The sequence below is a fragment of the Streptomyces sp. NEAU-W12 genome (genome assembly GCF_026242095.1).
GTDB lineage: Bacteria > Actinomycetota > Actinomycetes > Streptomycetales > Streptomycetaceae > Streptomyces.
Genome location: NZ_JAPJDM010000006.1, coordinates 40372 through 46067, shown reverse-complemented (window position 1 = coordinate 46067; position 5696 = coordinate 40372). Strand labels below are relative to the sequence as shown.

Sequence of the window (5696 nt, the reverse complement as noted above, 5' to 3'; positions counted from 1 at the left end):
GACTACCTCCCCTCCTGCCGTCGGTCGTCCGCGCCGCGGGCCCCGGGCGGGGCCGCGGGGTCTTCCTCGTCCTCGACGATCTCGTCGCGGAGCCGGCTCATCGCGGTCGGCCGGCCCTTCGTCACGGAGGTCTCGCTGAGCAGGGAACCGAAGACCGACTCCCAGTCGACGCCCATCCGCTCGGGTGCGGCGCCCCGCGAGGTCATCCGGGTGAGCGGATCGAGCGTCTCGACGACCCGGCGGGCCATCTCGGCCCGCGCCGCGTTGGCGGCCTCCAGCACCGCCGCGGACAGCTGCGGGGCGGCCATGGTGCGGTACTTGCCGTCGAGGAACTCCAGGCTGGTCAGTTCGCCCTTCGCCCCGACACAGACCCGGACCGACCGGTCCGCCGAACGCGCGGTGACCGACGCGGCGTCCAGTTCCGCGCGCGCCGAAGCCGCGGCTTCCTCCGCCGCCTTGAGGTGGGCCATCGCCTGGGCCACACGGTCTTCCATCGACTGACTCAACTCGGTCTCCTCCCATCAGCGCCCCAGAGCCTGGGGCGCTCCCCCTTCGTCGGTGCCCCAGACGTCCTCGTCCTCGGCGAGCCAGGTGGTGCGTTCCCTGTCGCCGCTCTCCGTCTGCGGCCTGCCTTCGCCCGCTCCGCCCATGCCTCCCATGGGCGGCATGAAGGGCATGCTGCTGCTGGTCTGCGTGCCCTTGGACACGACGCGGTGTTCCTCGTCGTCGACGGTCGGCGTGCCGGCCGCCACCCTGCCGGACCGGGCGACGCCCGGCTCGATGACGTTCCTCACGCGCTCGCCGGAGTTTCCACCGGCCTCGCCGCCGCCGGCGCCCCGCGCCATCGGCGGATACATCCCCGGCGATCCCGCTCCCGTGCCGGTGCCGTCCGCGGAGGCGGCCGCCGGACTGCCGCCGCTCTGCGGACGTCCCAGCGCCGAGGAGAGGTCGTCCTGGTTGTAGAGGTTGTCGTCGAAGACGGAGGAGTACATCGACCCGGCCGAACCCGTGGGCGTGCCCCCGGGGTTGTAGGCGGAGAGGTCGGGAGGCTCGGGGAGGTCCGCGATGCGCTGGCGGATCAGCTCGTCGATGTTCTTGTCGCCGGCGTTGATCCGGTCGTACTCGGCCTGGATGTCGCCCATGCGCTCGTCGTACTCGGCCCTGGCGTCCTTGCGCGCCTGCTCCGCGTCGGTGCGCGCCTGCTCCCGTTCCTCCTGGGCGGCGGCCTTCTCCCGCTCGTACTCGTTCCTGGCGTCGGCCTCGGCGGCGTCGGCCCGTTCGACGGCCTCCCGTTCAGCGGCGTCGATCTCCGCGATCCGGTCGTCGTACTCCTGCCGGGCGCGGGCCTCGTCGGTGCCGGCGGCTATCTCGCGCTCGTACTCCTGGCGTGCCTGCGCCCGCTCCTGCTCGGCCTCTTCCCGTGCCTGGTCCCGCTGTTCCTCGGCGGCGGCCTTCTCCCGCTCGTACTCCTGCCTGGCCGCCTCCTCCTGACGGTCGGCCTCCCGTACGGCGGCCTCGCGCTCGGCGCGGGCCTCGGCCTTCTGCTCCTCGTAGTCGGCCTGCGCCTCGGCCTTGGCCTGTTCGGCCTCCAGCCTGGCCTGTTGCTTCTCGACCACGGCCTCGCGGCGGGCCTGCTCCTGCTGGGCCTCGGCATCGGCCCTGGCGTCGACCTGCTCCTGCCGGGCGGCTTCCCTGTCCTTCTCGGCCTCGGCCCTGGCGGCTTCCTGCTCGGCCTTCGCCGCCGCCTTCTCCTGCTCCGCCTGGGCCTTCGCCTGGGCCTGCTCCTCCTTGGCGGCCTCCTTCTCCGCGACCGCCTCGGCCTTGGCGGCCTCCTTCTCCTTCTCGGCCTCGGCCCTGGCGGCTTCCTGCTCGGCCTTGGCCGCCGCCTTCTCCTGCTCCGCCTGGGCCTTCGCCTGGGCCTGCTCCTCCTTGGCGGCCTCCTTCTCCGCGACCGCCTCGGCCTTGGCCGCTTCCTGCTCCTTCTCAGCCTGGGCCTTCGCCTGGGCCTGCTCCTCCTTGGCGGCCTCCTTCTCCGCGACCGCCTCGGCCTTGGCGGCCTCCTTCTCCTTCTCGGCCTCGGCCCTGGCGGCTTCCTGCTCGGCCTTCGCCGCCGCCTTCTCCTGCTCCGCCTGGGCCTTGGCCGCTTCCTGCTCCTTCTCGGCCTCTGCCTTCGCCTGGGCCTGCTCCTCCTTGGCGGCCTCCTGCTCGGCCTTGGCCTCGGCGCGGTCGGCGTCGTTCTGAGCCTGGGCCCGTTCGCGTTCCTTCTTCGCCTCGTCCTGCGCCTTCTGGTTCTGCGCGAGGACGAAGGCCTGCTGCTCGGCGGCTTCCGCCTTGGCCTGGGCCTTCTCCTTGGCGGCCTCTTCCTTGGCGGCCTCCTGCTCGGCCTTGGCGTCCGCCTTCTCCTTGGCGGCCTCTTCCTTGGCAGCCTCCTGCTCGGCCTTGGCGTCCGCCTTCTCCTTGTCCGCCTCGGCCTTGGCGTCCGCCTTCTCCTTGGCGGCCTCTTCCTTGGCGGCCTCCTGCTCGGCCTTGGCGTCCGCCTTCTCCTTGTCCGCCTCGGCCTTGGCGTCCGCCTTCTCCTTGGCGGCCTCTTCCTTGGCGGCCTCCTGCTCGGCCTTGGCGTCGGCCTTCTCCTTGTCGGCCAGCGCCTTGGCCTCCGCCTTCTCCTTCTCCAGCGCGGCCTTCTCCGCGTCGCGCTCGGCCTTGGCGTCCGCCTTCTCCTTGTCGGCCAGCGCCTTGGCCTCCGCCTTCTCCTTCTCCAGCGCGGCCTTCTCCGCGTCGCGCTCGGCCTTGGCGTCCGCCTTCTCCTTGTCGGCCAGCGCCTTGGCGGCGTCAGCCTCTTCTTTCGCCTTCTTCTTCTCAGCGTCCGCTTCCGCTTTCGCGGAGATCTCCGAAAGGGGCCTGCTGTCCCTGTCGGTTATGCTCGTGTCAAATGCGTCTTGGGCCGTTTTGAACGCTTTATGGATTTCAACAATGGCCGTGGCGCCCGCCGTGCTGAGCCAGTCCTGCACCGACTGTTCCCACCGGCGCACCGCCTCGTCGCCGATCGCCTTCCACGTCGACATCTCGCTCGGCCTGCCGTACGACTTGCCCTCGATGACGATGTCGTTCTGGAAGCCGGCCGTCGCCACCACGTAGTTGTGCCAGGACGTGTACGGCCCGGAGCCGGAGCTCACCGTCTCGATGTCGGTCTTGTCGTACTGGGTGTCGAAGAGCGTCAGCCGGGCCTCCTCGAGCATGTCGTAGAGCCAGCGCTGCGGATTGCTCTCGGCCTTCCACGCCTCCCAGGCGTCGTAGAGGTTCTGTGCCTGGGTGAGGATGATCTGCTGGGCCTCGGCGAGGGCGCGGGCCGGTTCGGACGTCACCGTCTCACCGTCGATGGTGAGGGCGGTGCCTCCACCACCGTCACCGTTGAGCTGGTCCGCGTACCCCTCGTAGTTCCGTGCCAGCTTGTGGATGAGCTCCTTGAAAATGGCGGCCGAGGTGCCGTCCCAGGACTCGCTGCCCTCTCCGATGTCCTCGGTGTCCCACTTGCCGACGGTGAGGGAGCTGTCCTCGAAGAACGCGACGACCCGGTCGAACGCCTTGGCTGTCTCCGTGAAGGACCGCAGGTCGACGTAGTTGGCGTCGTCCACCTTGATGTCACGGTTCGTGTACCCGTGGGTGGAGTAGGGCCACATGGTCAGCTGCGAGAGGGCGTCCCTGGAGCCGTAGAGGTACTGGACCAGGGGATTGGTGTCCCAGTCGAGCTTCTCCCCCTCCTTGTTCCAGCCGCCCTTGTCCTTGAGGACCTCACTGGTCTTCGTGTAGCCCGGAATGATGTCGTCACCGCTCGGCGGCCAGGCCTGGCCCGAACCGAGAAAGGTGATGTACGCCCGGTACCGGTAGAGGTAGCTGCCCTCGGACACCTCCGCGTCGTCACCGCTGGAACGGTAGAACGGAAGGGTGTAGTCGGTGTTCTTGGTCTTCCAGCCACTGGGGGAAAGGAACCCGGACGAGTACTCCGGCCCGCCCTCCTTGTCCAGCCGGACGTGGATCAACGGGATGTCGTCGTTGCCCTTCAGATTCTCGAACAACGTGCTCCGCTCCGGCAGGATGTAGCCGGTGAGCATGTCAACTGCCTTTTTCCAGTTGTCGTTGTTGTTGTCTTCGGGGTTGGCCATCGCCGAGCTCCGCGAGGTGGTGGGGAGGAGAACTGCCGGGTGTGCGTCGAAGCGCCCTGGGTCACCTGATGTCCGACGACCCGGTCAGTCCTCGTCGGGGGCACCCGGATTGCCGAAGTCGCTGTCGACGTCCTCGAAGATGTCCATGAACTCGTCCGCGGTGATGCTCTCGAGGTTCTTGCCCTGACTCTTGGCCAGTTGGTCGATGGTGTCCCACAACGCCTCCTCGAGGTCCTCGAAGAGGACTCCCTGTGCCTCGAGAATCCGCTCGACCTCACCCGCGCCCTTCTGGATGACCCCGTTCAGGGCGCCCCCGCCGACCGAGCCGTTCTCTCCGGCCATGAGTCCGATGACGAGGGGTTTCGCAGCATCGATCGTGGTGGTCGAGATGGCGTCCGCGATGTACGAGATCGCCGGGCCGGCGTGCGCGTCGTCTTTGAGGATGTTCTCCAGCGTCTTCCTGAAGTCAGTGATCTGGTGGTTGATGAACTGTCTCAGGAATTCGCTGTCAAGGACCGTGACGGCCACGTCATCACCCTTCCGTCACCGGCAGTGGTCAGCGGCCGCCGATGCGGATTTCGCTCCACCGCTGCGACAGGTTCTGCTCCGTGTAGCGGTAGTTGGAGGAGATGTCGGTGAGCAGGTGGGAGTGGTTGGCCAGCAGGTTCTTGATGTTCTCGACAGCGTTGTCCCACTTCGCCTGGACCTCGCTGTACACCTCCCGGTCGTCACCGATCCAGCTGTTCCTGAGCTCGGCCAGCTCCATCTCGAGGTTGGCCAGGATGCTCATGATCGCCTTCGACTGGCTGACCATGTCGTCCGCCGCGCCTTCGGCGTGGTTGTAGTCGACGTAGATGTAACCGTCGGAGAAGTCCATCGGAATTCCTCGATTCGCCGCGGGAACCGCGGGTTATGGAAGATGTGCGCGGCACGGTCTGTGGGCGGGACCGTGCCGCCGGGCGGTGATCGCCCTGAGCGTGTGCGGGGCGTTGCCGTGGGGCGGCGGCCGGCGTGTGGCGGCGGGCAGGCGCGGGCAGGCGCCGTCGGGTGCACGCGCCGACGCCGGCGGTGGGACGGGTGGCCCTGTCGGCCGGGGACGTCAGTTGCCGGAGGTGTTGGTGCCGTTGAGCTCGTCGAACACGGCGGTGGAGCGCGAGTACGCCTGGTCGATGATCTCGCTCGAGGAGCCCTGCACCAGGCCGTGCTCCGTGAGGGTGGTGTTGAGCTCGTCGACCATCCGGTCGAGGTTGATCAGGATGGTGTCGACGTGGCTGTCCCACTGCTCGAGCAGCGACTTGTACTTGCCGCCGTCCACGCCGCCGTAATTGGCGGAGAGGTTGTGCGAGGTGGACTGGACGTCATCCTGACAGCGACGGACACCGTTGAAGGCCTGTTCCAGCGCCATGATCCCGTTGCGGGTCGCCTGTTCTTCGGACTGCTGCATGGCCATGAGAGAACTCCCTTTCGGTGAATTTCACCGACCTGTGGATCCCGCATCACCCCGTGGGCAGACGGGGCGTCCCTGCGATCACCAGG

The 5696-nt window shown here is 68.3% G+C and carries 5 protein-coding genes; all 5 read right to left on the bottom strand.

What is annotated here, in order from left to right:
• Window positions 1-2: 2 nt before the first annotated feature.
• On the bottom strand, window positions 3-506 hold the full coding sequence (locus ORI94_RS09280) for a YbaB/EbfC family nucleoid-associated protein (protein WP_266073907.1): 504 nt from the start codon (window positions 504-506) through the stop codon (window positions 3-5).
• A gap of 15 nt (window positions 507-521) precedes the next feature.
• Window positions 522-4160: an AAWKG family protein gene (locus ORI94_RS09275; protein ID WP_266073906.1), complete on the bottom strand. Its 3639-nt coding sequence runs from the start codon at window positions 4158-4160 to the stop codon at window positions 522-524.
• Window positions 4161-4244: 84 nt separating this feature from the next.
• Window positions 4245-4688 (bottom strand): type VII secretion system-associated protein, encoded by a 444-nt coding sequence (locus tag ORI94_RS09270; protein ID WP_266073904.1) that lies wholly within the window; start codon window positions 4686-4688, stop codon window positions 4245-4247.
• A 28-nt stretch (window positions 4689-4716) separates the two neighbouring features.
• On the bottom strand, window positions 4717-5037 hold the full coding sequence (locus ORI94_RS09265; protein ID WP_266073902.1) for a WXG100 family type VII secretion target: 321 nt from the start codon (window positions 5035-5037) through the stop codon (window positions 4717-4719).
• 222 nt (window positions 5038-5259) lie between these two features.
• Entirely contained in the window at window positions 5260-5610 is a 351-nt protein-coding gene (locus ORI94_RS09260; RefSeq protein ID WP_266073901.1) for a hypothetical protein, read from the bottom strand.
• Window positions 5611-5696: the final 86 nt, after the last annotated feature.

Coding starts and splice junctions, on each gene's coding strand:
- ORI94_RS09275 (WP_266073906.1), bottom strand. CDS start 4,160: ATGGCCAACCCCGAAGACAACAACAACGACAACTGGAAAAAGGCAGTT.
- ORI94_RS09265 (WP_266073902.1), bottom strand. CDS start 5,037: ATGGACTTCTCCGACGGTTACATCTACGTCGACTACAACCACGCCGAA.
- ORI94_RS09260 (WP_266073901.1), bottom strand. CDS start 5,610: ATGGCCATGCAGCAGTCCGAAGAACAGGCGACCCGCAACGGGATCATG.